The 26573-nt window shown below is 64.2% G+C and carries 24 protein-coding genes and 1 pseudogene; 9 read left to right on the top strand and 16 right to left on the bottom strand.

Features of this window, described 5'->3' with window-relative positions; translation table 11 throughout:
• The first annotated feature begins 5 nt into the window (after nucleotides 1-5).
• The 5 genes from GXP39_15455 (at nucleotide 6) to GXP39_15475 (ending at nucleotide 5015) form a co-directional block, all read left to right on the top strand.
• The gene (locus GXP39_15455) at nucleotides 6-203 is read left to right on the top strand and encodes an ammonia-forming cytochrome c nitrite reductase subunit c552 (protein NOZ29431.1); all 198 of its coding nucleotides are present in this window, start codon (nucleotides 6-8) and stop codon (nucleotides 201-203) included.
• Nucleotides 200-1087: a CBS domain-containing protein gene (locus GXP39_15460; GenBank protein NOZ29432.1), complete on the top strand. Its 888-nt coding sequence runs from the start codon at nucleotides 200-202 to the stop codon at nucleotides 1085-1087. The genes GXP39_15455 and GXP39_15460 overlap by 4 nt, the downstream gene beginning before the upstream one ends.
• On the top strand, nucleotides 1084-2346 hold the full coding sequence (locus tag GXP39_15465; GenBank protein NOZ29433.1) for an ArsB/NhaD family transporter: 1263 nt from the start codon (nucleotides 1084-1086) through the stop codon (nucleotides 2344-2346). The genes GXP39_15460 and GXP39_15465 overlap by 4 nt, the downstream gene beginning before the upstream one ends.
• 27 nt (nucleotides 2347-2373) lie before the next feature.
• Nucleotides 2374-3729 carry an HlyC/CorC family transporter gene (locus tag GXP39_15470; protein NOZ29434.1) on the top strand — a complete coding sequence of 452 codons (1356 nt, stop codon included), beginning with the start codon at nucleotides 2374-2376 and terminating at the stop codon, nucleotides 3727-3729.
• Between the two features lie 68 nt (nucleotides 3730-3797).
• Entirely contained in the window at nucleotides 3798-5015 is a 1218-nt protein-coding gene (locus tag GXP39_15475) for a geranylgeranyl reductase family protein (protein ID NOZ29435.1), read from the top strand.
• Here the strand turns inward: GXP39_15475 and GXP39_15480 are convergent.
• Both GXP39_15480 and GXP39_15485 read right to left on the bottom strand, forming a co-directional pair.
• Nucleotides 4981-5916 (bottom strand): hypothetical protein, encoded by a 936-nt coding sequence (locus GXP39_15480; GenBank protein NOZ29436.1) that lies wholly within the window; start codon nucleotides 5914-5916, stop codon nucleotides 4981-4983. The two genes, GXP39_15475 and GXP39_15480, sit on opposite strands and share 35 nt — an antisense overlap.
• A gap of 2 nt (nucleotides 5917-5918) precedes the next feature.
• A complete protein-coding gene (locus tag GXP39_15485; protein ID NOZ29437.1) occupies nucleotides 5919-6275 on the bottom strand; it encodes a hypothetical protein in 357 nt (118 codons plus the stop codon).
• 114 nt (nucleotides 6276-6389) lie between these two features.
• On the opposite strand from GXP39_15485, the gene GXP39_15490 reads away from it, so the two are divergent.
• The gene (locus GXP39_15490; protein NOZ29438.1) at nucleotides 6390-6911 is read left to right on the top strand and encodes a hypothetical protein; all 522 of its coding nucleotides are present in this window, start codon (nucleotides 6390-6392) and stop codon (nucleotides 6909-6911) included.
• A gap of 20 nt (nucleotides 6912-6931) precedes the next feature.
• Here GXP39_15490 and GXP39_15495 read toward each other — a convergent pair whose 3' ends face one another.
• From GXP39_15495 to GXP39_15530, 8 genes are all read right to left on the bottom strand, one after another.
• Nucleotides 6932-7474 (bottom strand): D-lyxose/D-mannose family sugar isomerase, encoded by a 543-nt coding sequence (locus GXP39_15495; GenBank protein ID NOZ29439.1) that lies wholly within the window; start codon nucleotides 7472-7474, stop codon nucleotides 6932-6934.
• The gene (locus GXP39_15500; protein NOZ29440.1) at nucleotides 7474-8433 is read right to left on the bottom strand and encodes a sugar phosphate isomerase/epimerase; all 960 of its coding nucleotides are present in this window, start codon (nucleotides 8431-8433) and stop codon (nucleotides 7474-7476) included. Before GXP39_15500 ends, GXP39_15495 begins: the two co-directional genes overlap by 1 nt.
• 132 nt (nucleotides 8434-8565) lie before the next feature.
• Nucleotides 8566-9375, bottom strand: coding sequence for a 3-keto-5-aminohexanoate cleavage protein (locus tag GXP39_15505; GenBank protein ID NOZ29441.1), 810 nt, complete (start codon nucleotides 9373-9375; stop codon nucleotides 8566-8568).
• A gap of 43 nt (nucleotides 9376-9418) precedes the next feature.
• Nucleotides 9419-10447, bottom strand: coding sequence for a beta-lactamase family protein (locus GXP39_15510; protein ID NOZ29442.1), 1029 nt, complete (start codon nucleotides 10445-10447; stop codon nucleotides 9419-9421).
• 40 nt (nucleotides 10448-10487) lie between these two features.
• On the bottom strand, nucleotides 10488-11585 hold the full coding sequence (locus tag GXP39_15515; protein NOZ29443.1) for a hypothetical protein: 1098 nt from the start codon (nucleotides 11583-11585) through the stop codon (nucleotides 10488-10490).
• A 394-nt stretch (nucleotides 11586-11979) separates the two neighbouring features.
• Entirely contained in the window at nucleotides 11980-12885 is a 906-nt protein-coding gene (locus GXP39_15520) for an ABC transporter permease (protein ID NOZ29444.1), read from the bottom strand.
• Complete coding sequence (locus tag GXP39_15525; GenBank protein NOZ29445.1) at nucleotides 12882-13802, bottom strand: ABC transporter permease; 921 nt, start codon at nucleotides 13800-13802, stop codon at nucleotides 12882-12884. Before GXP39_15525 ends, GXP39_15520 begins: the two co-directional genes overlap by 4 nt.
• A 19-nt stretch (nucleotides 13803-13821) precedes the next feature.
• Nucleotides 13822-15453 carry an ABC transporter substrate-binding protein gene (locus GXP39_15530; GenBank protein NOZ29446.1) on the bottom strand — a complete coding sequence of 544 codons (1632 nt, stop codon included), beginning with the start codon at nucleotides 15451-15453 and terminating at the stop codon, nucleotides 13822-13824.
• A gap of 101 nt (nucleotides 15454-15554) precedes the next feature.
• On the opposite strand from GXP39_15530, the gene GXP39_15535 reads away from it, so the two are divergent.
• Together GXP39_15535 and GXP39_15540 are read left to right on the top strand one after the other, a co-directional pair.
• Entirely contained in the window at nucleotides 15555-16949 is a 1395-nt protein-coding gene (locus tag GXP39_15535; protein ID NOZ29447.1) for a bifunctional folylpolyglutamate synthase/dihydrofolate synthase, read from the top strand.
• Between the two features lie 24 nt (nucleotides 16950-16973).
• Nucleotides 16974-18191, top strand: a complete 1218-nt coding sequence (locus GXP39_15540) for an alcohol dehydrogenase catalytic domain-containing protein (GenBank protein ID NOZ29448.1) — start codon at nucleotides 16974-16976, stop codon at nucleotides 18189-18191.
• Between the two features lie 192 nt (nucleotides 18192-18383).
• Here the strand turns inward: GXP39_15540 and GXP39_15545 are convergent, their stop codons facing one another.
• The 4 genes and pseudogenes from GXP39_15545 to GXP39_15560 all read right to left on the bottom strand — a co-directional run bounded on the left by GXP39_15545 (nucleotide 18384) and on the right by GXP39_15560 (nucleotide 22230).
• A complete protein-coding gene (locus GXP39_15545) occupies nucleotides 18384-18596 on the bottom strand; it encodes a hypothetical protein (protein NOZ29449.1) in 213 nt (70 codons plus the stop codon).
• A 943-nt stretch (nucleotides 18597-19539) separates the two neighbouring features.
• Nucleotides 19540-19647: pseudogene (locus GXP39_15550) on the bottom strand (energy transducer TonB).
• A 260-nt stretch (nucleotides 19648-19907) separates the two neighbouring features.
• A complete protein-coding gene (locus GXP39_15555; GenBank protein NOZ29450.1) occupies nucleotides 19908-20936 on the bottom strand; it encodes a 4Fe-4S cluster-binding domain-containing protein in 1029 nt (342 codons plus the stop codon).
• 160 nt (nucleotides 20937-21096) lie between these two features.
• Nucleotides 21097-22230: a P1 family peptidase gene (locus tag GXP39_15560; GenBank protein NOZ29451.1), complete on the bottom strand. Its 1134-nt coding sequence runs from the start codon at nucleotides 22228-22230 to the stop codon at nucleotides 21097-21099.
• A gap of 214 nt (nucleotides 22231-22444) precedes the next feature.
• On the opposite strand from GXP39_15560, the gene GXP39_15565 reads away from it, so the two are divergent.
• Nucleotides 22445-22870 (top strand): hypothetical protein, encoded by a 426-nt coding sequence (locus tag GXP39_15565; GenBank protein NOZ29452.1) that lies wholly within the window; start codon nucleotides 22445-22447, stop codon nucleotides 22868-22870.
• On the opposite strand, the gene rbsK is transcribed toward GXP39_15565, so the two are convergent.
• Complete coding sequence (gene rbsK / locus GXP39_15570) at nucleotides 22867-23796, bottom strand: ribokinase (GenBank protein NOZ29453.1); 930 nt, start codon at nucleotides 23794-23796, stop codon at nucleotides 22867-22869. The genes GXP39_15565 and rbsK overlap by 4 nt on opposite strands.
• A 115-nt stretch (nucleotides 23797-23911) precedes the next feature.
• Nucleotides 23912-26158 (bottom strand): ATP-dependent RecD-like DNA helicase, encoded by a 2247-nt coding sequence (locus tag GXP39_15575; GenBank protein NOZ29454.1) that lies wholly within the window; start codon nucleotides 26156-26158, stop codon nucleotides 23912-23914.
• Between the last annotated feature and the right edge of the window lie 415 nt (nucleotides 26159-26573).

A 26573-nucleotide genomic window follows, 5' to 3' on the forward strand; every position in this document is an offset into this window, starting at 1 on the left:
TGAGGATGACAAGCGTACAGGACAAAACTGCTGAACTCCTACGCCGCAGCGAAGAGGCGCTGTTGCCTGCGGCGGACGTCCTCGTGGCTGCTCGGGAGGCTGGCGCGGGCGATGAAGAGTTGGCTGAGGCGCAGCAACTGTACCGTGCGGGCTCCCTGCGTTGGGACCTTATCTCTTCGGAGAAAGGACGAGGAAACCGATGACACAACTACTGATTGTTATCTTAGATGACCTGGCGTGTATGCCGGACTTGCTCCAGGCCTGGCAAGCCATCGGCGTGCCAGGGACAACTATCCTGGAAAGCGTGGGGGCCTACCGGGTGAGTACCTGGCTCAGTCGAGTGGGCCTGGGGGCGCTCGACGGCCTTTTCGAGGCCAAAGAGGTACGCCGGCGCACGCTCTTAGCGGCCATTGAGGACGACGATCTCCTGGCCCAAGCTGTGGCCGAGGCGGAGCGGATAGTGGGTGGTTTTGACCGGCCGGACAGCGGCCTGTTGCTGGTGTTGCCCGTGGCCCAGGCGAGAGGATTGCACAAAGTCCGCCCCGCGCCATCCCAGGAGGAGTTGCCCCCTGCCGTCCGGCCGGACTGGAAGCTCCTACGAGATACGCCGGTCGAGGAGGTGGCAGCCATCCTGGACCTGGAGCCGACCATTGTCAGCCCCGACACTCCCCTGGACGAGGTAGCTCGGGCCATGCTGGCTCACCCCAACGTCCACGTGGCCTGCGTGGTGGCTGAAGACGGCCGGCTGGTGGGGGTGCTCAGCCTACGCTCTCTGGCCGATGACTTCTTCTTCCACATCCTGCCCGAGGAGTTTATGAGCGAGGTCACCGACTTGAAACAGGCGATGCAGTTCGCCGAGAAGAGCCGCATGCGCACCGCAGCCGACGCCATGCAGGAGCCGGTCTGGGTGAAACGAGGGGAGAAAGTGAAGGATGCCTTCAAGCGCATGCACGAGCATGATCTCTCGGGCGTGCCGGTGGTGGACGAACGTTACCATATCGTAGGATATATCAACCTGCTGGAGCTGCTGGCTATCTGCCTGGAGCGGGGAGAGGAAGCCGAGAACGGCGAAAAGGAGAGCCCATGAATCCCACCTGGGTGGCTGGAGGTATCTTCCTGATCACCTACGGCCTGATTGTCACCGAACGAGTGCACCGCACGTTGGCGGCGTTGCTGGGTGGGGTGGCCATGATATTCCTGGGCGTGCTTCCACAGGAGCAGGCCTTTGGCGCGGTGGACTGGAACGTTATCTTCCTGCTGGCGGGCATGATGGCTATCGCCAACGTGCTGCGGGAAACCGGGCTCTTCCAGTGGATCGCCGTCCAGGCCGTCAGGCTAGGGAAAGGGGATCCCTTCCGTATTCTGGTTATCCTCTCTTTGGTCACCGCCATCACTTCGGCGTTCCTGGACAATGTGACCATCGTGGTGCTGGTGGCGCCGGTCACCCTGCTGGTCGCGGCCAGTCTGCGAGTCAGCCCGTTGCCCTACCTCATCGCCGAGATCCTGGCCTCGAACATCGGCGGGATGGCGACCCTTATCGGCGATCCACCCAATATCCTCATCGGCAGCGCAGCCGGCATCGACTTCGTCACCTTCGCCGCGAACATGGCGCCGATCAGTGTGCTGATTCTGATCGCTTTTGTTGGACTGGCCTGGTTCCTGTTCAAAAAGGAACTGCAGCGCGGCAAAAGCGGTCCATTGGACGTCGAGTCTCTGGACACCTCGGAGTTGATAACGGACGTTCAGTTGCTGCGCAAATCCCTGATCGTCATGGGAGGCGTGATCCTGGGCTTTCTACTCCACGGAGTCTTACACCTGGAGGTGGCCACCATCGCCCTGGCCGGCGCGACGATCTTAATGCTGTGGAACCGTCACGATCCCCATCACGTGCTATCCGAGATCGAGTGGACGACGCTGTTCTTCTTCATTGGCCTGTTCATTACCGTGGAAGCAGTGGTGCAGGTGGGGATCATTGAGACGGTGGCCCGGGCAGCGCTGCGCCTGACCGGTGGGGACCTGACCTTGACCTCCATGCTGCTTATCTGGCTGTCGGCTGTTGTCTCGGGTATCGTGGACAACATCCCCTATACAGCGACCATGATCCCGGTAGCGGAGAGCCTGGGGAAAACAATGCCGGTGGCGCCGCTATGGTGGGCGCTGGCAATGGGCGCCGACCTGGGAGGCAACGCCACGCTGGTGGGCGCCTCGGCCAACGTCGTCGTGGCCAGCATAGCCGAGCGCAGCGGGCACCCCATCAGCTTCCGCCTGTTCCTGCGCTACGGCGTCATCACCACGTTCCTGTCCCTGATCATGGCCAGCCTTTACATGTGGATTCGCTATCTATAGGACGCGACCCCGAGGTAGGACGGTGATATGGACGAGATCCTTCTGGAGGTGAGCCTGATCCTGGCCCTGATCTTGCTCAACGGCTTCTTCGCCGCGGCCGAGATCGCCGTGGTCTCCGCCCGCAGGAGCCGCCTGCAAGTCCTGGCAGCCGAAGGACACCCTGGAGCGCAGCGCGTGCTGGCCCTGCAACAGGACCCGAGCCGCTTCCTCTCCACGGTGCAGATCGGCATCACGCTGGTCGGAGCTCTGGCCTCCGCCATCGGCGGCGCCAGCGTGGTTCGCTTCCTGGAGCCCCGCCTGGCGGCGTTACCCCTGCCCTGGTCGGCAGCCTACGTCGAAGCAGTGGCCCTGCTGCTGGTCGTGGCCGTGATCTCGTATCTCTCGCTAGTGGTGGGCGAGCTGGTGCCTAAGAAGTTGGCGTTACGCCGGGCTGTGGCTCTGGCCATAACGCTGAGCGCCCCTCTGGACTGGCTCTCCCGCCTGGCGCATCCGCTGGTGTGGATCCTCACCCGGTCAAGCGATCTGATCCTGCGGCTCGTGATAGAGCTGAGTGATCTCCTGTTCCCGACGGAGGAGGAGGAAGAGGCCGGGGTGACCGATGAGGAGATCCTGGCCATGCTACGCGAGGGTGTGGCCGCGGGCGCTTTTCACCCCTCCGAACAGGCGCTGGTGCAGGGCATATTCCGCTTCGCCGATCGGCGAGTGCAGGAGGTCATGCGGCCCCGAGCCGACATCACGGCCGTGGAGGCCAGCACCCCACTGGCCCAGGTGTTAGATCTAGCCCGGCAGAGAGGATACTCCCGCTATCCGGTCTACGAGGGGGATCTCGACCACATCGTGGGCCTGGTGCATGTCAAGGATCTGCTATCGGACGACGACCTGCAACGACCGGTCAGGGAGGTGGCCCGAGAGCCCCTGCTGGTACCGGACAGTCTGCGGCTGATCGAGCTGCTCCGCCAGTTCCAAAGGGCCGGGATGCATCTAGCCATCGTGCTGGATGAATACGGCGGCACCGCCGGGCTGGTCACCCTGGAGGATCTGCTGGAAGAGATCGTGGGGGACATCGAAGATGAGCACCCCCACCCTGTGCCGGGACCCCGGCGTCGCTCCGACGGGATACTGATCGTGCCGGGGACACTGCCCGTGCACGATCTGGCCCAGACGCTGGGGCTGGCCATCCCAGAGCACACCCCCTACGACACGGTAGCGGGTCTGATCCTGTATCTGCTGGGCCATATCCCACAGCCAGGGGAGGAGGTCGTTTACGAGGGATATCGGTTCGTCGTCCAGGAGATGGAAGCCCGACGGATCAGGCAGGTGATGATCATCCCTGCGGCCCGTAAAAAGGGAGGCGGGCAGGCCGGACAGCCCTGCGCCTCGTGAAATCCCCAAGGCTGTGGTAGAATATCCTCGTCTTCCCCTCACTCACCAACTCACGGGCGAACACGAGGATGGCCGATCTCACAAGCGCTGACGTTCTCGTCGTGGGGGCGGGGCCGGCCGGCAGCGCGGCCGCGGCCCGGCTGGCCCAGGCGGGCTGGGACGTGCTCCTGGTCGACAAAGCCCACTTCCCGCGCGAGAAGACATGCGGCGGCGGTCTGACACCTCGAGCCGTCGCCGCGCTGCAAGCGCTGGGAGCGCTGGATCAGGTGGCCGCTCGGGCCCATCGCGTGACGGGCGCCCGACTCGTCTCCCCCTCAGGCCATCAGCTCCACATACGCTTCGCCGACCACCTCGATGGGCTTCCCCCCTACGGGCTGGCCATCCCCCGCCTATACCTGGACGACCTGCTGCGTCGGCACGCCATCGACCAGGGAGCCCGCTTCCTGCCCGGCTGTAAGGTCGCCGGCCCCCAGCGCGATCACGTCCTCCACACGGTGATCGGGCAACGGGATGGCGAGCGGATCACCCTGCACGCCCGGCTGGTCATCCTGGCCACAGGCGCCTATCTGCCGATCCTGCGCGCCTTCGGGTTCCTGGACCACATGCCCCCCACGGTATTGGCGGCGCGAGCGTATTGGGATGGCCTTCAGGGCCCCGCGGACGCGTTCGAGTTCTATTTCGACCGTCGGCTGCGCCCGGGCTACGCGTGGCTGTTCCCCACGGGAAATGGACGCGCCAACGTCGGGGTCGGCCTGTTCCCCACAGGCCGAGAACATCCCCACTCCGCCGCCCGCCTGCTACCCGGCCTCCTCGATGGACATCCCCTCCTGCGGGAGCGGCTATGTCAGGCGCATCGGGCGACCCCGATCAAGGGCTATCCGCTGCGCACCGACTTTCCAAGCCATCCAACGGTTCGAGAAAACGTGATGGTCGTCGGCGAAGCGTGCGGGCTGGTCAACCCGGTGACAGGGGAGGGAATCGATCTGGCGATCGAGAGCGGGTTGTTGGCGGCGGAGATCGCGAACGAGGCACTGCGCCATCTCGGGGATCGCTTCACGACCACGCTACGCCGATACGATCGCGAGCTGCGCAGGCAATTCGCGGAGTTCTTCCGAGAGATGCGGGCTCTACTCCGGCTGGCCATGGGGCGAAAGGCGCTGGACGTCCTGATCCGAAAGGGCGCTCGCCACCCGGAGCTGGCCCACACGATCGTATACATCAACCTGGGGCTCATCTCCCCGCTCGCCGCGTTCACCCCTCGGACGTGGCGGGATATCCTCTTCTGACCCGAGGGCGCCGGCGGACCGCCCCGGCGGCCTCATCGATCAGGCGCACATAATCGCCGGCGGGCACCCCTACCAGGTCGAGTGTGAACTGATAAAGCGCATAGACCTCCATGGCGAACGGGAGATAACCGCCATACCCCAGGATGGGCATCTCGAAAACATGGAAGAAGCTGACGAACGGCACATGGTAGATCCACTTGGGCAGCGCGTAGTAGTTCCACATCTCCCAGAAGAAGCCGCACGTCAGCCCGGCCAGCCAGAGGGCGACGATAGGTCGCCAGTCCCCCTGACGGAGATACGTGATGAGGCTGGGGCGGCCGCGCAGGTGATTGATCGGGTCCAGGATCAGATATACGGAGAGCCATACCAGGGGAAACGCGTATCGCGGCGCCGTGATCACCGCCACGACGGCGACGATCCCGAGCAGGATCGCATTGGTGAGCGCGCGCGGCGTATCACTCACTCGCGGGCCGGAGGGGAGCCTCTGAATCCACCCGGCCGTGCCCCACAGCTCGGCCGTCTCCAGCACGGCGGGCGTCACGATGGTGAAATGGACCGTAGCCGTCAGGAAGTAGGAGAGCCCGCTCCACTCCCCGGTGCCGATATACTCCCAGTTCTGCAGGTAGCGATTGAAGAACTCGAATAGCCACCAGGCCGGCACGGAGGCGGCGAAGAGCCCCAGGAAGCGCGCACGGTTACGATGCCAGAGCGATGTGCCCTTGCGCGCGTACACCAGGGCATCCACAACGAGGATATAACCAACCCAGAGGAGCAGGAACGCATGGTGGGAAAGGAATTCCAGCCCCTCCGGCCTGAGCCAGGATAACGGCCACCCGGCCGCGATGAGCGCCAGGCCGAGGAAGCCGTAAAGCGGGAAGCGCCAGCGTGATCTGTCCTTCACGATCAAATCGATCCTCCTGAGAGCTTCATGATCTTGTAGGCCAAAATAAGGAGGAAAGCCAGGATGATGAGTAACCCGAGAACGCTCTTTGTGCATCCCCACGTCATGGCAGCCGGGCTTGGGCCGGGATCCAAGGAAGGCTTTCTGGGTAGGAAGTATCTTTGTATTGATCCCCACCAATACAAAAATTGGCGTGCGATGAAACCGACCACCAACGCAACCATGCCGCCCCAAATACATCCGCTCGAGAAAGCGGGCTCTATCTCTAGCGGCTGTAAGAACTCCCGAACAATCATGCCAGCTAGAGAATCAAGCAGCGCGTTCCCAATGCGAATCAGCATGCGAACCAGATCCACCATGCCTGCCCCCATGAACTCGAGGAGCCCAACACCAGTTTGACTTTTGCAACGCCCGGCCCTATAATAGAACAGGCGTTCGAGAGGGTGGGAAAGTCTGGATACAAGGTTGGGTGGATGCAAAGGTTACTAGAATTTTTAACAAGTCTATACTGGCTCGCCCTGCCTCAAACCATTGTTGAAAACCTCCTCTACGCTGATTGGAGCACAGCCAAGCGCAAGAATACCCTGGTTAGCGAATTCCTACGTAATCTTCTAGGATTAAACTCTGTGCCCTTTTTCGTTCCTATGGATAGCCCATGGTCCGCAGGGGAAATCCACGCCCTGCTAGCCAAGCATGGTATCAAAATGTGGGGAGTAGGATGGGCCAACGGAGAATTGTTCTTTCGCGTCCGCAAGCAACAAGCGATCTGGGCACAATATGTAATGCTACGCGCTGGCGTCCCACTCACCCATGGACTTCTCGCCTCCCATAGCAGCCTTGAAAAGCATCCAATCCAGCAAGTCTCCTCTGACAAAGGAATGCCCCATCATGAGGCTCGGAAGCAAGCACACAGAAAACAACGAGCCAGGGGACAAGGAATCCTGTCCGCTATTGATCAATTCTTAAATGACATCGACTCATCCTTGGGAGGATAGAAAACCCTTACCAGCATCTCTCAATCCGCGATCACCGTTCGGCGGCGGACGTCGGGATCGGTGAACACGTCCTCTACATCTGTGGCGCGGGACGAGAAGCTCCACACGACAGCACCTTCCGGCCCCGCCTGGAACCAATGAAACGTGTTCGGCGGGGACGTCACCTGATCGCCCGGCCGCAATAGCGTCTCGTGCCATACGGTGTACGTGTGCCGCCGATGCGCGGGCGGGTTAGCCCTGGGATTTGGTGTCGACTCGCCGGGCATGTATAGGTACAGCTCGCCCCACTGACAGCGGAACGTCTCCTCTTTGCCCGGATAATCGCCCAGCGGCGGGTGCTTGTGCTGAGGACACGTCTGGCCGGGGAACAGCACCAATACCTTTACCCCGATCGCCGGGGTATCCACGAGCGTGAGGATCTGCACCCCGCTCTGCTCCAATTCCCCCAGCCCGAAGTCGGCTACCTCGATACGCTCGATCTCGTCCGGCCTCGCCACGATACCAGCATGGCGCAGCATCTCCGCCGCGCGCCGACGGGCGGCCTCATAATCTTGCCGTGTGATCATAACAGCGCCCTCACCAGATGCTGATAGGCTCGGGCGGGGATCCCCTCCTCGATGAACGCCTGCAATCGATCGCGCCCCAACTTATCCAGCAGCTCCCGGGCCGCCTCGACGATGGCGATGGTCGCCTCCATGGTCTCCACGGGATCACCATCGCGGGTGAGCACATCATAGGCCAGCCATCCCTCCCAATCCAGCCGCTCCAGATAGAACAACATCTCCACCAGGTCCCAAAGGTTCACGGAGCCGGGGAGCATGTCCCAATCCCACTCCCGGCCGTTGTCGTTGAAGTGGACATAGAACAGCCGTCCGGTCTGCGCCGCCAGACACATCACCTCGGCCGGCGTCTCCTTCGCCACCAGAGCGTGTCCCACGTCCATGGTAACCCCCACGTTGGGCAAGCCCAGCCGCTCACACAGGTACAAAGTACGCCCCATGTCGCCCAGGATGATGTAGTTGCGAGCTTCGTTCAGCTTGTACTCCAGGCTGATCCGCACGTCGGAGCGGTATCGGGCGGCCTCGGCGATTCCCTCCTCCAGCCAGCGCCACTGCTTCAGATAATCGGCCTGAAAATTATAATTATGCCCATCGATCAGGGGACAACAGGTCACCATCCACGCGCCCAACTCAGCCGCCAAATCCATGGCCGTCTTCAGCTCGGCGATGGCATCGGCCCGCAGTTGGGGATCGGGCGCGGTGAAGGAGCCCCTCCGCCACTTCTCAGCCGATTTCACGTTCAAGTTCACGGCCGACACGGGGAGCCCGGCGTCCTGAACCATGGCGATGGTCTGATTAGGATCAGAGAAATCCTGCGGATAGACGATCTCGATCCCTTCTACGCCGCGCACCCGCTTCACCATGGCCAATCGCTCGGCCAGGTCACGAGCGGGCTGATACTCATGGAAGCGATCGGCCTGGCGCCCCATCAGGGAGACCATGACGGCGTGTTTCAGTTGCATCAGCCACTCCCTTCTTCCTCACAATTGGAGCCTGGGGCTCCGGGCTCAGGGTACAAGATGCGGGATATGGATGCAGGATGCAGGATACAGGATGCAGGATGCAGGATGCAGGATGCAAGATGCAGGATGCGGTCATATGCCCAGCATGGAACGAGCTTCGGCGGGTGAGGCAATGGGGCGCTCGGCGTCCCGGGCGATCCGGGCGATGCGATCGATGAGCACGGCGTTGCTGCTCGCCCGCTCCCCCGGTCGATAGAAGATGTGATCCTCGAACCCCGCGCGGGCGTGTCCCCCCAGGGCGATAGCCCATAGCGCCGCCTGCAGGTCATGGCCGCCGTGTCCGGTCACCTCCCACAGGGCGCCTGGGGGCAGGCTCTCGACCAGGAACATGAGATTTCGGGCCGTCGCCGGCAGCGCGCCGGTCAGCCCCAAAACGAAGTTGAAGAACAGCGGTTCGGCGATCAGCCCCTGGCGAGCATACCGCAGCGCGTTCTCGATCATCCCCGCCTCGAAGATGGCGATGCCGGGCTTGATGCCGCGCCGGCGCATCTCCCGCACCCAATAGTCGATATCCTGAGGCGAGTTGATGTAGACGCCCTGATCGTAGTTCACCGAGCCCGGGTTCAGGGATGCCAGATCGATATCGGCCTGCAACGCCACGGAGCGGTCGGCCGCGCTGAAGCCGGTGAGCCCACCCGTCGAGCCCTCAATGAGGATATCACAGCGCTCACGGATAAGAGCGATGGTGCGACGGAACGCGGCCAGATCCTGCGTGGGGCGTCCCTGCTCGTCCAACACGTGCAGGTGTGCGATGGCCGCGCCCGCGTTCCAGGCCCGCACCACCTCGTCGGCGATTTGCTCGGGCGTCCGCGGCAGGTCCGGGTGAGCATCCAATTGACCGGGCGGCGCACACGGTGCCACCGTGATGATGAGCTTATCCATGAGCCACTCCCCAAGCTCTGATCCTCAACCCTCACCTTCCAGCTCAAGACCGACACGCGTCCAAAATCAGCCGCAACACGCCGGCATCGTTCTCCTCCTGATCACGCCACAGCCCGGGGCTCTGCGCCACCACCAGATCCAGACTGGGACAAACCCAGATGTGCTTGCTACCCGCGCCGGAGGCGGCGTAGCTGTCCCGCGGCAGCGAGGGCCACAACCGCCCATATTCATTGGTCCAGAAGGCGTAACCGTACGTCCACTTCTCCTCGGGCGCGTGGGAGCGGATATCCGGCGCCACCCGTACCGCCTCACGCAACCACGCCTCGGGGACCACCTGGCGATCCCCCCAGCGCCCCCAGTTGAGCCACAGCCAGCCCATACGCGCCATATCGTACGCCGTAGCGTAGATCTGCGTATAGTTGCCGAAGATGTGGATGCGAGCCCGCGGGGGCAGATCGAAATTGGTGTACCCCCAGGTCCACGTGCCGCCGATGGGATCCCGGATCTTCTCCTCCAGCAGCTGCCCGAACCCGGGCAGCCGCTCCGGATCGCGGCTATCGTAGTACCCATACCGAGTCGCGAGGGCATGGCAGAGGATGTTCATGCCAAAGGTCTGATAGTGGAAGACCTTCCCGGGCTCCTCGCCCGGCTTCAGATACCCGGACGTGTTGGAGATCAGCTGGCGGAAGGTGATGGCGCGATCCTTCTTCCGGGCGAAGCGGCCGGGCTTGGGCCCACACCCCTCCGGCACGTTCATCATCTCCGGATAGGAGGCCATCACCCGATCGTCAGCCGAGCCGATCACACCCTCGGCGATGGCGATGCCCAGCATGCAGCTGTACAGCGACTTGGCCGCCGAGGCCATGGGAAGCCGCTCGTCCGCCGCCACGCTGTCCGCCCACTCGGCCGCCAGGTATCCGTGACGCACGACCACCACGCGGTACGGGCGGCCATCGGCGCGCTCCGCCAGCCAGCGTCCCGCCGCCTCTAATTTCTCCGGATCGAACCCCAACGCGGCGGGTTCGCGTCGCGCCCACCTCTCCTCGGGATATACACGCTCGATGACCGCCATCCCTGCCCCCTCCTCCACAGCACGAGCGACCGCGCCGTGGCTAGCCTGATCGGGACGCGCCCGGATAGCCGGTGATCTCGGCCACCCGGCGGAAGAAGGCCCGTTTCAGGTCCGTGTTAATCGTCCAGTTCACCGGCGGCGTCTGAAAGCCGCTCAAGTCCTCGTACCGGGACTCCCGCGGCCGCGCCCGATAATCCACGTACACATCCCCTCCCCACGCGCCGGAACCCCCGAATCCCTGATCGAAATACCCCCACGACGCGTAGTTCCGCCACGCGGCCTCCAAGTTGGGCAGGCCGGGGGAATCCTCATTGATCACGATCGGCTTCGGATCCCGTTGGAACGCGGGCATCGCCCGCACGGCCCGGATCGCGGCCTCCAGCTGCGCCGGGCGATTGCCGTTCCCGTGAAGCAACACGAAGTCCGACGCCTCGACAAGCGAGGGAGACGGCAAGCCTTTCCCCGTCTCCACGTCGGCTCCCACCAGGCTGCAAGAGTAGAGGAAATCGGGGTGTGCCGATCGCAGGTCCTCGATCATCCAATGCACCCGATCAGGCGCCAGGACCCCGTAACCGAAGCGCTCATGCGCCTCATTGGCGATCTCGACGAGCACATTGCGATGCCCTGTATCCTCCAGAAATGCCATCGCATTGCGCGCCGCGCGCCACACGGCCCCCTCACCCTTCAGTTTGGTCACGTGGATCCAATAGAAGAGCCCCACAATCACCACCATGCCCAGTTCGTCGGCTCGCTCAATCACCCGGGCGATGCGATCGGCATAGGCGGGTTTCACATCACCCGTGGGTGTGAAGCCATTGTTGTCGAACTGATGGTAGATCTCGGGGCTGTAGAGCGGGCCTCCCCCCTGAAAGTTGATGGTGAACCCCAACACGCCGTGATCCCGCCACGACTCCAACGCGGCGCAGAACTCATCAGTGTTGCGATCCGGATCCCACTCTCCCGTATCCGGGTAGGCCCAGAGGTGACGAGTGCGCGGATTGGCATCATCAAAGGTGGCCTGCACAGCCCGCACGTTGAACAGGAGCCCTTCGACGGGATACCCCTCAAACTCCCGCCCGGGATACGTGGGCTGACCATCCACCAGGAACTTCTCGCCGGCGATCGCGACCCGAGTCATAAGCCTCCCCCCGAACCAGAGGGCTGACACATCAAAAAGGGCGGCCTCGCGGCCACATGAAAGAGCCGCTCGCCACTATTTTGCCCTAACATAGGATATCATGCAAGCGACTTGGCAAGAAGCCCCCAGCCCTGGCGGCGTATCCAAGATGATGGAAATGCTGCGAGGCAACCCACCTGATTCGAGCGGACGTAGTTGGCGAGGCAGGTCAGGGACTGAGTCCCCTCCACGGGAACCCCACTTTTCCGGCCCGCACCTGCCCTTCTCGGCCCTTTCCGAAGGACTCGGGCCGAGGCCGGGCAGGTCGAAGGCAGGAGAAAGGCTTTTTCCAGAGGGGCTCTGCCCCTCTGGGCCTCCCCCACAGCAGAAGCAACGGCATTTCTCAGACACACTCTCAGAGGCGTGACCGGGGATCGACCGCGTCGCGCAGCCAATCGCCCACCAGGTTCAGGGATAGGATCGTCAACGTCAAGGCCAGGCCCGGCGCGGCGGAGATCCACGGCGCCTGCCGCAGATAGAGCCGTCCTTCGTTCAGCATGGCCCCCCACTCGGGCACACCCGGCGGCGCGCCCAGCCCCAGAAAACTCAACGCGGACACGTTCAGCATGGCCCACCCCGCCTGCAACGTCGCGATCACGATCACCGCGCCGGTGACGTTGGGCAGCACATGTCGGAGCAGGATACGCCGCTCGGTGCAGCCGACCGCCCGGGCGGTGAGGATATAATCCTCGCCGCGAACGTGGGCCACGGCGCTGCGCACTACCCGGATCACGGTGGGAATGCCAGCCAGCCCGATGCCCAATCCCACAGCCCTTAATCCCGGCCCCATCACGGCGACGATCAGCATCGCCAGCAGGAGATAGGGGATGGCCAAGATGGCATCCGTAACCCGGCCGATCAGCTCGTCCAACAGGCCGCCGAAGTACCCGGAGACCAGGCCCAGAAACACCCCGGGGAGGACGGCCACGATGGCCGCGAGGGAGGCGATGCCCAGCGTAAGCCGGCCGCCGTAGAGCACCCGGCTCCACACATCCCGGCCGAACATGTCCGTCCCGGCCCAATGGCGCGGGCCGGGAGGCAAAAGCACCCCGTCCAGGTGCATGGACATGGGATCCGCGGGCGCGATCCACGGCGCGGCCAGAACCGCGCCGCAGATGAGAAGAAGCAACGCCGCGGCGCCCAGGATACCCCGACGCGGCCGGGCCAGCCTGCGAGGGGCAGTCCAAATGCGAAGGGCGGGATGTCCAACGGGGATCCAGCGGGCAGACGGTCGCTTCGGGGGGAAAGGCTCGGCTTTCATAGGCGGCCGCGCGGATCCAGCACCCACTGAGCGACGTCGGCCAGCAGGTTCACGACGGTGTAGACCGTGGCGCCGAGCAGCACGATGCCCTGAACCACCGGGAGATCCTGCGCCAGGATCGCCTGCACCGCCAGCCGCCCGATCCCCTGCCGGGCGAACAGCGCCTCGGTGACCGCGACCCCGCCGAGCAGAAATCCGAACTGGAGCGCCAGCATCGTCACCACCGGAGGCAGCATGATCGGCGCCACATGGCGCGTCAGCACCCTCCAGAAGGGCAACCCCTTCGCCCGAGCCGCCGTGATGAACGGCTCGCTCAGGACGTCGATCAGGCCACTCCGGGTCAGCCGGGCGATCGGACCGGCCGACGCCAGCCCGAGCACGACAGCGGGGAGCAGGAGATGCGAGAGCCCTCCCTGGCCTCCGGAGGGAAGCCATCCCAGGATCAGGCTAAAGAGCCAGATGACCAGCAGCCCGGACCAGGCGATGGGAGTGGACAGCCCCAGGAGGGCGATGCCCATGCTCAGGCGATCGCCCCACGTGCCCGGCCGCAGCGCCGCAATCCCTCCCAGCATGATCCCGATGATCACCGCCACGCCCATGGCGCCCAGCGCCAGCTCCAACGTGTGCGGCCACTGCTCCGCCAGAAGGCGGGCGACGGAATCGCCGCTGGCCCATGATCTTCCCAGATCCCCCCGTAGCAGATCGAGCAGGTAGGCGCCGTACTGGATGGGGAGCGGGCGATCCCATCCCAACATGGCACGTCGCTCGGCGATGACCTCGGCCGACGCGCCCGATCGGATAAGCAGAAGCGTGGCCGGATCACCGGGCAACAGATGCACGATGAGGAAGGCAACCGTCACCGCTCCCCAAAGGACGGGAAGCGCTCCCAACAGACGCCGGACGAAGAACCGTAGCATCGTCCACCTTCAAGGCATCTCACGGCTTCAATGAGACATCCACCAACCAGGGGAACCAGCCCCGAGCATCATATCGGAGGCCATCCACGCGAGCGCTGGCCACATTCAAATTCACGTAATCGCGTATCGGCAGGATCAGCGCCTGTTCCATGATCCGGCGCTGCACCCGGGCGTAAAGCGCACTCCGTCCGTCCCAATCGGTGAGGCGTGAGGCCTGCTCCAGCCACTCATCCAGCTCGGAATCGGAGGCCTTCGACCAGTTGAAGGCCGCTCCGGAGTGGAAGAAGCTGCGCAGCAGGTCCGGGTCCGTGCCCGAGAGCAGGAAGGGGAGCAGGTGAACGGCCCCGGTCCGCCCGGCCTCCAACAACGCCCCATAGGGGACCTGTTGCACCGTGAGCTCCACGCCGATCGCCTGCCACTGCGCCTGCAGGAGCTGGACGACCTCAGGCACGTATCCCCAGCCCATGATCACGGCCTCCAGCCGCAGCGGCTGGCCGTCCTTCTGCCGCACGCCGTCCACCTCTCGCCACCCGGCCTCGTCCAGCAGCGCCTTAGCGCGCTCCGGATCATACGGGTACATCCCCTCCACCGCGGGATCGTACCCCAGGGTCGCTCGGGTGAGGGGGCCATGGGCCACCGGCGACAGCCCACCGAACACGGCGTTCACGATCGCCTCGCGATCCGTGGCGTAGAGCAGGGCCTGGCGCACGCGCAGATCGTCGGTCGGCGATTTCGTCGTGTTGAAGAAGAACTGCAACGGTTGACCTGGGATGGGCACGGCGTAGAGCCTGAAGCGCTCGTCCTGGGACAGCCGCCGCGCATCCAGTGGCGGGACCTCCCCCATCACGTGCACCTCGCCCGACTCCAGCGCCATGGCCCGGGTGGCGGGATCAGTGTAGAAGCGGAAGACGACCTCATCCAGATAGGCCGCCCCCCGATTGGCGAACACCGACGGCCCCCAACGATAATCCGGATTGCGAGCGATCGTCAGATGATCGTTGGGGACGTACTCGACGAACTTGAACGGGCCGGTACCCACCTGGTGGAACTGGTAATCCGCCCCCCACTGCTTCAGCGCCTTCGGCGAGGCCATGCCCAGATATACCTGGCTCAGGCTATCCAGCAGCGGCGCGAACGGCTCCCGAAGATGGATGGCGACGGTGTACTCGTCGATCACCTCCGTGCGCTCGTAAGGCCCCAACATGAACACCGCCTTCTGCGATTGCGTCTCCGGGGCCGCGACGCGATCCAGGTTCGCCTTCACCGCCTGCGCGTTGAACGGCGTCCCGTCGTGGAAAGTCACATCGCGGCGGAGGTGAAATGTGTACACACGCCCGTCCTCGGAGATCTCCCAGGACTCCGCCAGGCCGGGGACGAAGTCTCCGCTCTCCGGGTCCTGATAGATCAACGTATCGTACACGCTGGTCAGAGGAATCCCCAACTCAGCCGAGGCGTTGACATGTGGATCGATCCCCGAGGGGGCGAGGGTCAGCCCATACACGAGGCGGCGAGGCGCCGGGGTGGGCGGCACACAGGCCGCTGCAATGAGGGTGATACACAGGAGAAGCGCGCCGCCGAGCCATAGCCGTCCATCACGCCGGCCGGCAGCCGAATCCACCCAAAGGCCCTTCCATCCGACTCTATATGACATGCATTCTCCCTCCAAGGTGATATAATGTCAGCACGCAACGCGCTAACACGCGGCACAACCCTCATGTTAGCACAAACCCCATACCGGAGAAAGTGAAGAGCATGCGCACTTACGAAGAGGCCCTATCCTATCTTCAGCGGTACATCAACTACGAGCTGAAGCGCACTATCCCCTACGCGCCCGGCACATTCGAGCTGGCGCGCATTTACGCGCTGCTGGGGCGCCTGGGCGATCCCCATCGGGCTTATCCGACGATCCACATCGCGGGGTCTAAGGGCAAAGGGTCGACGGCCGCGATGACGGCCTCCATCTTGCAGGCCGCCGGATATCGGACCGGCATGTACATTTCACCCCACCTGCACACCTGCCGTGAGCGTATGCGGGTGAACGGCACCCTCATCGCCCCAGAGGAGTTCGCGGCCCTCGTGGAGGAGCTCGCCCCCCACGCCGAGGCAGTCGAAGGGATCACCTGGTTCGAGGTCACGACCGTCCTCGCCTTCCTGTACTTCGCCCGCCAGGGGGTGGACGTCGCCGTCATCGAGGTGGGATTGGGAGGACGCCTGGACGCGACCAACGTGATCACCCCGGAAGTCAGCGTGATCACCTCGCTAAGCTATGAACACACCATCTGGCTGGGAGACACGCTCGGTCAGATCGCCTGGGAGAAAGCCGGGATCATCAAGCCCGGGGTGCCCGCCGTCTCCGCCCCCCAGGCGGACGAGGCCATGGCCGTCATCGAGGAGGTTTGCACCCAGCGCGAAGCGCCTCTCATCCGGGTAGGACGTGACTGGCTATTCCGCCCCGGCCCGATCCACCCCGGCGGACAGGCGTTCGACGTGCAGCCCACATCCGCGACGGGCGCCCTGCCCGCGGCCTGGACCCGATTCGAGATCCCCCTGCTGGGTCGCCACCAGATCATCAACGCCACGTGTGCCCTGGCGGCGATCCACGCGCTGCCCGCAGGACGGTTTGAGATCCCTTTGCAGGCACTGCGGGAGGGCCTGGCGACGGTGCGGTGGCCCGGGCGCATCGAGGTGCTCTCTCGCCAACCGCTGGTGATCGCCGACGGCGCCCACAACGAGGACTCGGCGCGACGGCTGGTGGAGACGTTACAGGAGTGGTTCCCCGGGCGCCGCTGGACGTTCGTCGTCGGCATCCTGTCGGATAAGGATCACGCCGCCATCCTCAACGATCTGGCCCCGCTGGCCGAGCAGATGATCGTGACCCGCTCCCGACACGCGCGGGCCACCGACCCTGAGCAGCTTGCGGAGATCGCCCGCCGGATCGGATTGCCCGTCCACATCTCGCCAGATATAGAGACGGCGCTGGAGGAGGCGCTGGCTCAGGGGGATGCCATATGCCTGACCGGATCGCTCTCCGTAGCGGCCGAGGCCCGCGTGGCATGGGCCATACGTTGCGGCGCCCCACTCCCGGAGATGGATAGCGACCGGGATCGAGAAAGAGGATACGCGCAACAAGCCATCGCCCTGGCGTGAAGACAGAAGTCGGAGGAGGCCGTCATGCGGACCGTCTACGTGGAATTGGACATCCCGCGAGCCCTGGCAACACAAGTCCTGGGCAAGGTATGGACAGGAGCCTACCTGAGCCCCATCAGCCCCGTTCACTCCGCGACGCTGCCCGATCCGCCGTTGCCTGGGCCACATCATGTGCGCGTGCGCAACCGGCTCTCGCTGATCTGCGGGAGCGATCTGCACATGGTCTACGTGGAGATTGACCCGCGCGTGGCACCGGCCGCGCTGCCGGGCAACAAGCGTTTCTACCTGGGACACGAGCTGTGCGGCGAGGTGATCGAGGTGGGCGAGGCCGTCTCCCGGGTGCGCGTCGGCGACCGGGTGGCGCTGCGCCACTTCAGCTCGACCTGCCACACCCAGGGCATCGAGCCTCCCTGCCGACACTGCCGGGAAGGGAACTACTACCTATGTGAGAACCAGTCGATGACCGAAACCTCTCCCATCATCGGCGGCGGCTGGAGCGATCAGTTCGTGGCCCACGAGGCTCAGCTCTTCCGCGCGCCGGAGGATCTGAGCGATGAGGAGATCGCGATCCTGGAGACCATGGCGACGGGGGTGCACACGGTGTTGCAGGCGCTGCCGGAGCCGGGCGACCGCGTCGCCGTATTGGGATGCGGGATCATCGGGCTGGTGACGATCCAGGCGCTGCGAGCGCTGGCCCCGGAGGCGCACATCACCGCGCTGGCGAGATATCCCTTTCAGGCGGAGCAAGCCCGTCGGCTGGGCGCGCACGAGGTGCGCGTACGGGAGGACGGCTACCAGGTGACGGCCGAGGTCACCGGCGCCAAGCTCTACCAGGGGATGCTCGGCAGCAGGATGCTACTGGGCGGCTTCGACGTGATCTACGACTGCGTGGGCACGGGCCGCACGATCACGGACAGTCTGCGATGGGCGCGGGCGAAGGGACGGGTCATGCTGGTCGGCGTGCAGTTCAGGCCGATGAGCGTGGATCTCAATCCGGTCTGGTATCAAGAGGTCCAACTGCTGGGCGTCTATGCACACGGCCGAGAGGTGTGGGAGGGACAGGAGATAGGGACCTTCGAGCTCACCGCCAGGCTGATTCAGGAGGGGAAACTCACGGCGGAAGGGTTGATCACCCATCGGTTCCCGCTGGCCCGATGGAAGGAGGCCGTCCGGGTGGCCAGCGACAAACGGCAGTATCAGTCCGTCAAGGTCGCGCTCACGTTTGAAAACGTTGACGGATGATGGATGACGAAGGCAACAGCCATCTCGTGGTCGGTATGAAAACCGGGGTACACGTTATGTCTACCGCATCGGCGTGGCGCCTTTGCAACGACTGAGTCTTGTCAGACATGCAGGGCGGGTTTCCTCCCCGCCAAAAAAGCAAAACGGGAGGCTGATCTCGTGTCAGTCTCCCGCCTCACAGATGCGCCGGGCTCAGCTCGTCTTGAAACATGAGCCGTTGCGGTGGTAGGGGGTCTTCAGCCGCTTGGCGATGCGACCGGTCTCTGAGAACACGGTGGTCGTCACCATGAGCAGCTCGCCCTTCTTGATGGGCTTGCCACAAGTGGCGCAGACATGTCCCGTCATCTGGGCCCGGTTTGCCTCGCGGGTGGCGATATCGGCCCCCATCCTCGTTGCTCGTGCCATCTTTTCACTCCTTTGCAGTGATGTCGTCACGGTCTCGTGGCGAAGCGCCGATCATCATCGGAGGGCCCTATCGCCACCGAGGCCGAATTGTTTCGTTCACGGACATGCATACGCCCCAGGCCGGCGCCCAGGGCGTACATGCCACAACTGAAGCCAACAGGTTGCATCTTATACCCGAAGCCACCCCTTTTGTCAAATTCCAGACGGGCCAGTGTAAAAGGAGGCACGTCTTTTTGAGAGAGCGTCCTTCGCGCGGAGAGAGGCCGTAGGTCCAGCGTCCCGCGCAGGGGACGAGCGGAGCGCTCTTGCGAGCATCTCCCCATCACCCCGGCGGGATGTAGACCGTGACGGAGACCTCTCCCTCACCGGAGAGCACGATCGTGTAATCCCCCGTCGTGGGGATGTCGGCGAACCACAGCCCGGGCCGCCCCGCCCGAACCGTCGGGATCGGCACATCACCCGGCCCGAAGACGGCTACCATCACCTCACTCTCGCCCAGAGCGGAGACGTACAGCCGCTGCCCGCCCATCACCCGAAGCACATACGCCTTCGGCACACCCGCCACCAACGTGGTCGTGAACTCATACGACGCCGTGCCCGGGGCGAACTGGATCCGCTCCGGCGTCGGCGAAGCCGGCTTTGGCGTTGGCGTCGGCGCGAGCGGTGGAACCCGGACCGTCACGGGAACGCTGCCCTCGCCCGTCAGGGTGATGACGTAATCGCCGGTGATGGGGAGGGCGAAGTGCCACTGTCCCCCGCTTTGGGTAACGGGCAGCAGCGCGGCCCCGTCCGGTTGAAGCAGGGAGACGGCCACAGCAGGTGCCGTGGTAATGAACATCTGCTGCCCCGCCAACGCCCGCAGCACATAGCGTTGGGGTACGCCCGCCGTCAGGACCGCGGTCCACGTCGCCGAGTCCGTGCCCGGGGCGAACTGGATCCGCTGCGGTTCCGGCGTGGGGGTGGGCGGGAGTGGGGTTGCCGTCGGCAGAGGGGTTGGCGTGGGCTCAACGGGCGTTGCCGTCGGCGCGGCCGTGGGCACGGGAGTGGGGGACGCCACCAGCTGCGTCGGGGCCGCCGCTTGAGCGGTCAGCGTGGCCTCAACGGCCTGCTCCACAGCCGCCTGATCGGGCGAGACCGAAACGGTGCACGCGGTCAGGGCCGCGAGGCTCAGCAGGATGACCAGAACCGCTACGGGAAAGCGCATGACCATGACCTCCTAATGGGGTGCAAAGCCGCGATACTCCTACAGATAATCATGACGCTGGCTAGCGGCTTTAGAAACGAGATCTCTGCAGGACGGCTCAGGGCGGCTCATCCCGTGCCTGCCTCTAGATGCTCATAGAAGGCTTGCGGCTGCAGCTCTTGGAAGTCCCCCTGCTGCACCAGGTGTCTCCGGATATCCAGACAAAGATGGCACTTCGAGACATATCCCTCTTCCCGCTCCTCGTACCCGAACCGCCTGCCCAGCTCGTAGAGATCCCTCAGGTCCGTCAAAAGCGCTCTGAGCACCGGCCGCTCATCGAGATCGACGCCGTCCCGGCAAAGGGCGTCCAGCTCCCGGGCGTCCCCCAGGGACAGGCCGCCGCAAAACCCCGGCATGAAGTTGCCGTAATTGTCCACATGAATATGCCACTCCCGGATCAGATCGTCTCTACAGGACACGCCGAAGAAACGCTCCGCAGGATGATGCGGGAAAAGATGGGCCAGCGCATAGGCGGCCCGGCCGCTGGCAAATAGCTCCATGTATCGCAACACGTATCCCGCGCCGCGCAGATACTCCCCAAACCCCAATGTGCCCTTGAGGCCAAGCTGTCGGAACTGCTCGTAGAAGAGCTCCTGATAGACGATCACGTTATAGGGCGGGAACACCTCCCGGGCGATCCTGGCAGCCCGTTCCGTCCGCTCGAAGGGCACATATTCCAGGGTGAAGGGGTTCGCGCTGATGAGGATGCCATGAAGCCCAGCCTCTCTCAGCGCGAGCAATTTCCCCCGGGTCACCTCGTCATCGATGCACCAGGCAGCGTTGGTCTCTACGAAGCGTGAGGGCATATCCAGCTCCGCGGCGATCCGTACGACCTGCAGCAGCCGCTCGAAGTTCATGAACGGCTCCCCGCCGGTAAAGTGGATCCCGTCGTTGACGCCGATGCGCTCGGGGAACGGATACTTGCCGCGCATCCTCTCCGCCAACTGCGAAAGGATGCGTTCGGCGTCCCCCAGCGAGAGGAAGTCTGCCTTCCACTGAGGCGAGCAGGCGTACAGGCAATGCTTGCAGGCGCTGGTGCATTTGTACGTTAAAAGGATGCCCGCCGAGTACGGCTCCGGGATATACAATCTCTCCATTCACCCTCCTTAAAATATTTGTTGTTCTCACCGCAAAGGGCGCGAAGGACGCAAAGGAGTTGATAAGGGCACGGCGCCGCCGTGCCTCTACTGAAATGTTCCGCCGATGGCGAATTCTCAAGCCCTTTGTGTCCCTGTGATGCACTCCTCCGGCGCGTCCTTACGCCTCCGGCAGGTGCACCTCGCTATGCCCATACCAGCGCATGATCTCCACCAGCCGATCCAGTGGCAAGGCATAGCGCACGTGTCCATCGCGGCCCCTCATTGTCTCCGCTATGCACAGCGCGTTCAGGATAGCTTCCTCGGTCGCCTCCACCGCAGCCTGGAACAGCCCCTCGATAGTGGGACCGAAATCGGGCAGGACCTCCAGCCTCAGCGTCGGCGCCGAGAATCGCAGGGGGACCCGCTGTACCGTGGAGAAGGCGATGACGAAATCGCCGCTGCCGGCCCCGTGCGTGGACCCCGTGCGGGCCAGCCCGGCGCCACACCGCACCGCCAGCCGCCGCAGTTGCCGGGCGATCAGCGGCGCGTCCGTCGCCAGCACGATCACGATGGAGTTGCTCACCGGCGGCCCCGAAGGCGGATGCCAGTCCGTCAGCTCCCGTCCCACCGGCACACCATCCACCCGAAGCTGAGGCCGACGCCCGAAGTTGCATTGGGCCAGCACGCCGACCGTATACCCCCCCAGGGGATTCGGCAACACCCGGGACGCCGTGCCGATCCCGCCCTTGAACTCGAAGCAGGACATGCCCGTCCCGCCTCCTACGTTCCCCTCGGCCACGGGGCCTGACGTCGCGTGCTCGATGGCCTGGAACACATGCTCGGGCCGCACATGGCGGCCGCGGATGTCATTCAGCCAGCTGTCGTTACACTCCGCCACCACCGGGCTGACGCCGCCCATGCGCACGCCGATGTCCGGGTTGCGCCGTTCCATCCATCGCATCACGGCATCCTCGACCGTCGGCACACTGAACGTGTTCGTGAGCAGGATCGGCCCCTCGATCACCCCCAGCTCCGCCACCTGGTCCACGTTGGTCACCTCCCCATAGCCGTTGATGCAGTAGGTGACGCCGTGAACCCGCTCCAGGAAGAGGTCACCATCGTGAGGTATGATGGCGGTGACGCCGGTGCGGACGGGGCCGCGGCCGGGCTGCAGCGGGCCGGCCTCCCCCTCGATCAACGTCACATGGCCCACCCGCACGCCGGACACGTCCGTAATGGCGTTCCAACGGCCAGGGGGCAATGCCCCAATAGCAATACCCAATTCTCGAGCACGAGCACGTCGAGGAGTCATTATTCGGCTTTCCTCACTCTCACAACGGTGCCTCGATGAGAACGACAAGCCCTTTCACGCTTTCCGTGTTATAATGACGGTGCTCCCAACAGGCTCTGATGCATGGCCATGGATATCCACGCACTCTTAGAGGGGTCAAGGACGCCGGCCATTTCATGTGGACACCAGAATACCATGATCATCCCGCATGCCCTCATCACAAGGAGAGCAAACGATGACACGAGACGAAGATCGCGATCGTGTCACAACGCGGATGCGATGGATCGCGCAAGTCTGGAGCATTCCGATCATTGCTTACGCACTACTTATGCTCATCGGCTATGCATGGAACTGGGTAACCCTTGGCACCCCAGACCCATATGCGGTGGAAGGCTATCCGCTGATAGAGGCCCTTCCGCCGATTTTTATGTTTCTGAGCATTTTGGGACTGGGCATCGCCCGGCGTTGGGAGCTAGCGGGCGGAGCGATCGCCGTCGCCTTTCTACTAGCGACGATCCTGCTACTCATCATCCGCATCCCAATCACCCGCGATTTCCCCCGTTCCGCGATCCCTTACGTTCTCTCAGCGACCGTCGCCACCCCTGGCGTACTATTTCTGATATGTGGATGGCGATCTAGGAAGGGAACCTCCCCGGCCTAAGCATTGTGCGCTGTCAGGAAAGCCTCCACCTCGTTGGCCGTCGGCAGGGAAGGCTGCGCGCCCAGCCGGGTGACGGAGAGGGCGGCCACCGCGTGGGCATAACGCACGGCCGCGTCCAGCGAATCCCCGCGAGCCAACGCCACGGCCAGCGCGCCGTTGAACGCATCCCCCGCGGCCGTCGCGTCCACGGCCTCCACGCGGAACCCAGGCACCCGTCGCACCTGATCCGGGCCGGTCACCACCAGCGCGCCTGCCTCGCCCAGAGTCACGATCACCGTGCGGATGCCCTTTTGCAACAGGGCAAGAGCCGCCTCCTCTGGGGTCTCACAGCCGGTCAGGACCGCAGCCTCCGTCTCGTTTGGGGTCAGGATATCCACATGTGCGAAGAGCTCATCCGGGAGGGGAGAGGAAGGAGCCGGGGCGGGATTCAGGATGACCGTAGCCCCCGCCGACCGGCCGGCCTTGGCCGCCGCCATGACGGTTTCCAGCGGGATCTCCAGCTGAAGCAGGACGGAGCGGGCCTCGGCGAAGGCGGGCGAGGCCGCCTCCACATCAGCCGGAGATAGCCGCCGATTGGCCCCGGGCGCCACGGCGATGATATTCTGCCCATCCGGGCCGACGACGATCAACGCCACGCCGGAGGGGGCGTCCGGATCCTGAATCACATAGCGGGTATCCAACCCTTCACGCTGGAAGTTGCCTAGCGCCTCCTGGCCGAACATATCCCGGCCGATGCGAGCCACGAAGGCGACACCAGCGCCAAGTCGGGCTGCAGCCACCGCCTGATTAGCCCCCTTGCCGCCCGGAGCGATGATCAGATCGCCGCCCAGGACGGTCTCTCCTGGCAGCGGCAGCCGATCCGTCTGAACGACCATATCCGTGTTGGATGACCCAACGACGACGATACGAGAAGACTTGGATGACATCACTTTGGCACCTTTCGTTTAAATGTTCCATAGTCGTATTGCGTATTACGTATTACGTGTTACGCATTACGCAACACGCAATACGCAATACACAACACGCCACACGCAACGCTCCTCACCCCCTGAGCCGTTCCGCCAGGGCGCTGTATCGCTGGGCCACGCGATCGTTTCGGACCGCGATGGCGATGGCACGCGGCGTCCCCACCAGGACGACCAGCTGTCGCGCCCGCGTGACGGCCGTGTACAGCAGATTGCGTTGGAGCATGACGTAGTGTTGCGTCAGCACGGGCACGACCACCGCCGGGAACTCCGAGCCCTGCGCCTTGTGCACCGAGATGGCGTATGCGTGCACCAGCTCGTCTAGCTCCAGGAAGTCATAGGTCACGCGGCGGCCGTCGAAATCGACCGCCAGCGTCTGATCCTCCAGATCTACGGCGACGACATACCCCAGATCACCATTATAGACATCTTTGTCATAGTTGTTGCGCATCTGCATCACGCGATCGCCCAGGCGGAAGACGCGGCCTCCTACCCGGCGCTCCGGCTTGCGCTCGGACGGCGGGTTGATCGCCTCCTGCAGGAGAGCGTTCAGATTGCCCACGCCCGCCTCCCCCCGATGCATGGGACTCAGCACCTGGATATCGGAAGGAGACAGGCCAAACCGGCGAGGGATGCGCGTCTGCACCAACTCCACCACCAGCTCGGCCGCCCGCTCCGGGTCATCCGTCTTGAACAAGAAGAAATCCCGAGACCTGCGGTTGTCCAGGATCGGCATCTGCCCCTGGTTGATGCGATGGGCGTTGACGATGATGTAGCTGCCCTCCTCCTGGCGGAAGATCGTCTCCAGCCGCACCACGGCCACGACGCCGGAGGCGATGATATCCCGCAGCACGTTTCCCGCCCCCACCGATGGAAGCTGGTCCACGTCACCCACCAGGAGCAGGTGCGCGCCGGGCGGGATGGCCTTGAGCAGATGATTGGTGAGCAGGAGGTCCAGCATGGACGCCTCATCCACGATCACCATGTCCACATCCAGCGGGTTCTCCTCATCATGCTGGAACGACATCCCCTCACCCGGCTTGAACCCCAGCAAACGATGCACCGTCTTCGCCTCGCGGCCGGTGGCCTCAGTTAGGCGCTTGGCCGCCCGCCCCGTGGGCGACGCCAGCACGTAAGACCGCCCCGCCATCTCCAGCATCCGGATGACCGTCTGCACCGTGGTGGTCTTGCCCGTGCCCGGACCACCGGTGAGCACCGCGACCCGCTGGGTCAGGGCCGTCTGCACGGCCTGCCGCTGTGCAGGCGCCAACGCCAGCCCCGTCTGGCGCTGGATGGTCTCGAACGCGGCCGCCCAATCGAAGGAGAGGAAGGGAGACAGCCGCTCCACCGGCGCCTCGATCAGCCGCTTCAGCCGCCCCACCACACCGATCTCGCCGTAGTAGAAGGGCGTCAGATACACCGCCTGCTCATCCGACTCCCAAGCCGGCCCGGGCTCCCGCACCACCTGCGGGGAGCGTGCGTCCGGACCATCCTGGACGGGGATACGGAGATCCCGCAGGGATTCGATGTGCACCTGCTCGTCCAGGGCCAGCGCCTCGATCGCCTGGTTCACCCGCTCCTCGTCGATCTCCAGCAGGCGAGCCGCCTCCGCGACGAGATCCTGGCGCGGCACGTAGACGTGTCCCTCGTCCGCCTTCTGGCTGAGGACATAGGCGACGCCCGCCGCCGCCCGTCCCGGATCATCCGGGGCGATCCCCAGGTTGCGGGCGATCTTATCCGCGGTGATGAAGCCGATGCCGTGGATGTCCCGGGCCAGCCGATAGGGATCGTTGCGCACCACAGCGATGGCCGAATCCCCATACGTCTTATAGATCTTCACCGCCAGCGAGGTGCTGACCCCGTTGGCCTGCAGGAACAGCATGACCTCCTTGATCTGGCGCTGCTCCTCCCAGGCGCGCTGGATCATCGCCACGCGCTTTGGGCCGACCCCCGGCACCTCCAGGAGCCGCTCGGGGGCTTCCTCGATCACGTCCAGCGTCTCTAACCCGAAGTACCGGACGATCCGCTCCGCCGTGACGGGGCCGATCCCCTTGATGAGCCCAGAGCCCAGGTACTTGCGGATCCCCTCAACGGTGGCCGGGAGGACCGTCCGCACGGACTCGGCCTTGAACTGCCGGCCGTACTGGGGATGCAGAATCCACTGTCCAGTCATCCGCACGGACTCGCCCACGTGCACCCCCAGCATGTTGCCGACCACGGTAACGGTGTAGTCCTTGCCCTCGGGGGCAAGTCGGGCGACCGTGTATCCGCTCTCCTCGTTATGATAGGTGATACGTTCGATCACGCCGGTCAACTCGAGCACGGTTCCACGCTCCTACAGGCTATTTTACCCGAAGCGCCCGCAACCGGAAAGAGGGTGTACGCGGTGTCAGGGCTCTTCAAAAATCTAACGGGGACTCTCCCCGGGCACCTCAAACCAGCCTCGCCTCACTTGGGAAAGGGCGTTGTAGGGACGCAACGGCGTTGCGCCCTATTCGCACCCACTGAACAGCATGGGCGAGGCCCCCGCCTGTCGCTTTCTCCCTCCACGGGCGGCCGCACCTGAAAGGGGAGATACGGAGGGAAAGCCCCTCCGCAGAAAAACGCCTTTTCTCGCCTCTTACCTGCCTGGCTGGGGCTTTGGCCGATGGCCTCCGGCCCCACGGGGCAGGTGAGGGCCTGAAAATAGATCTCTTCGGAGGGGCTGCCGCCCCTCCGAGCCACCCCAGAGATGCGGG

This window comes from Chloroflexota bacterium (assembly GCA_013152435.1).
Taxonomy (GTDB): domain Bacteria; phylum Chloroflexota; class Anaerolineae; order DUEN01; family DUEN01; genus DUEN01.

Excerpts from the sequence above, each read along its gene's own strand:
- GXP39_15545 (NOZ29449.1), bottom strand. The coding sequence starts at position 18,596 with ATGGCACGAGCAACGAGGATGGGGGCCGATATCGCCACCCGCGAGGCA.
- GXP39_15525 (NOZ29445.1), bottom strand. The coding sequence starts at position 13,802 with ATGCTACGGTTCTTCGTCCGGCGTCTGTTGGGAGCGCTTCCCGTCCTT.
- GXP39_15490 (NOZ29438.1), top strand. The coding sequence starts at position 6,390 with ATGCAAAGGTTACTAGAATTTTTAACAAGTCTATACTGGCTCGCCCTG.
- GXP39_15465 (NOZ29433.1), top strand. The coding sequence starts at position 1,084 with ATGAATCCCACCTGGGTGGCTGGAGGTATCTTCCTGATCACCTACGGC.
- GXP39_15475 (NOZ29435.1), top strand. The coding sequence starts at position 3,798 with ATGGCCGATCTCACAAGCGCTGACGTTCTCGTCGTGGGGGCGGGGCCG.
- GXP39_15535 (NOZ29447.1), top strand. The coding sequence starts at position 15,555 with ATGCGCACTTACGAAGAGGCCCTATCCTATCTTCAGCGGTACATCAAC.
- GXP39_15470 (NOZ29434.1), top strand. The coding sequence starts at position 2,374 with ATGGACGAGATCCTTCTGGAGGTGAGCCTGATCCTGGCCCTGATCTTG.
- GXP39_15485 (NOZ29437.1), bottom strand. The coding sequence starts at position 6,275 with ATGGTGGATCTGGTTCGCATGCTGATTCGCATTGGGAACGCGCTGCTT.
- GXP39_15505 (NOZ29441.1), bottom strand. The coding sequence starts at position 9,375 with ATGGATAAGCTCATCATCACGGTGGCACCGTGTGCGCCGCCCGGTCAA.
- GXP39_15520 (NOZ29444.1), bottom strand. The coding sequence starts at position 12,885 with ATGAAAGCCGAGCCTTTCCCCCCGAAGCGACCGTCTGCCCGCTGGATC.
- GXP39_15530 (NOZ29446.1), bottom strand. The coding sequence starts at position 15,453 with ATGTCATATAGAGTCGGATGGAAGGGCCTTTGGGTGGATTCGGCTGCC.
- GXP39_15565 (NOZ29452.1), top strand. The coding sequence starts at position 22,445 with ATGACACGAGACGAAGATCGCGATCGTGTCACAACGCGGATGCGATGG.
- rbsK (NOZ29453.1), bottom strand. The coding sequence starts at position 23,796 with ATGTCATCCAAGTCTTCTCGTATCGTCGTCGTTGGGTCATCCAACACG.
- GXP39_15460 (NOZ29432.1), top strand. The coding sequence starts at position 200 with ATGACACAACTACTGATTGTTATCTTAGATGACCTGGCGTGTATGCCG.
- GXP39_15500 (NOZ29440.1), bottom strand. The coding sequence starts at position 8,433 with ATGCAACTGAAACACGCCGTCATGGTCTCCCTGATGGGGCGCCAGGCC.
- GXP39_15515 (NOZ29443.1), bottom strand. The coding sequence starts at position 11,585 with ATGACTCGGGTCGCGATCGCCGGCGAGAAGTTCCTGGTGGATGGTCAG.
- GXP39_15540 (NOZ29448.1), top strand. The coding sequence starts at position 16,974 with ATGCGGACCGTCTACGTGGAATTGGACATCCCGCGAGCCCTGGCAACA.
- GXP39_15510 (NOZ29442.1), bottom strand. The coding sequence starts at position 10,447 with ATGGCGGTCATCGAGCGTGTATATCCCGAGGAGAGGTGGGCGCGACGC.
- GXP39_15555 (NOZ29450.1), bottom strand. The coding sequence starts at position 20,936 with ATGGAGAGATTGTATATCCCGGAGCCGTACTCGGCGGGCATCCTTTTA.
- GXP39_15455 (NOZ29431.1), top strand. The coding sequence starts at position 6 with ATGACAAGCGTACAGGACAAAACTGCTGAACTCCTACGCCGCAGCGAA.
- GXP39_15560 (NOZ29451.1), bottom strand. The coding sequence starts at position 22,230 with ATGACTCCTCGACGTGCTCGTGCTCGAGAATTGGGTATTGCTATTGGG.